The organism is Vibrio sp. 10N.222.46.A1 (genome assembly GCF_041473595.1).
Classification (GTDB): domain Bacteria; phylum Pseudomonadota; class Gammaproteobacteria; order Enterobacterales; family Vibrionaceae; genus Vibrio; species Vibrio tasmaniensis_A.
This window is the reverse complement of record NZ_JBFRSN010000601.1, coordinates 1-652: the sequence shown is the minus strand read 5'-3', so window position 1 is coordinate 652 and position 652 is coordinate 1. Positions and strand designations below refer to the sequence as shown.

At 48.8% G+C, this 652-nt stretch carries 2 protein-coding genes; both read right to left on the bottom strand.

All coding sequences use genetic code 11. The features are described from left to right. Positions 1-237 (bottom strand): TraC family protein (locus AB4496_RS16805; RefSeq protein ID WP_133151994.1); only part of this gene is annotated, 237 nt, incomplete at its 3' end. Between the two features lie 23 nt (positions 238-260). Further along, complete coding sequence (locus tag AB4496_RS16800) at positions 261-632, bottom strand: hypothetical protein (RefSeq protein WP_017096872.1); 372 nt, start codon at positions 630-632, stop codon at positions 261-263. Positions 633-652: the final 20 nt, after the last annotated feature.

Sequence of the window (652 nt, the reverse complement as noted above, 5' to 3'; positions counted from 1 at the left end):
GTCCCATTTATCCCCTGCAGGCAAATCCCCCATGAGGTGGCTTAACGACTGAATTAAATCGTCGTTAGCGCCCCCAAGGACACTGATTTTAAAGCCAAAACCGCGAGAGTGGGTATTGTCGAACACCCGCTCAATGGGATCGTAGTCTCGATACGGCAGTTCATGGTGAAGGTGGTTCTGGGCTTGCTTGGCCTCTTGAAATAAGGCGGATAAGCCACTGCGTGAGGTGGAAAACATGGGGGGACCCCTTTTTCTATTTTTTACCAAAACAAAGACAATGGCCAACTGACACTTTGCATTGCTTCATCACTGAGTTGAAGGCGGTGAGCAAGCTCACGATGCCCTTTTTTTTGTAAGCATTCGTATAGGCTGAGTTTGAGTGGAGAAAGGCGCGTCTCTGAAGCGATCTCTTTTTCGATTTTAATGTTAGGGTGCACGGCACAATCTTGGACCGCTTGATGGAGCGCCCCCTTATCTAGAGAGGGCTGAGACTCGATGTAGCGCGCCACAACGTGATCTCTGGCGTCATCGTGCGAGGTGATAAACTGCGCCACTTGTGCCAAGGCGCTGCTCAGTAATGCGCCCCATAATATCGCGCCCGTGATAACAATGATTTTTAAGGTTCGTTTCATTATTTTTTCCTAATCAATCT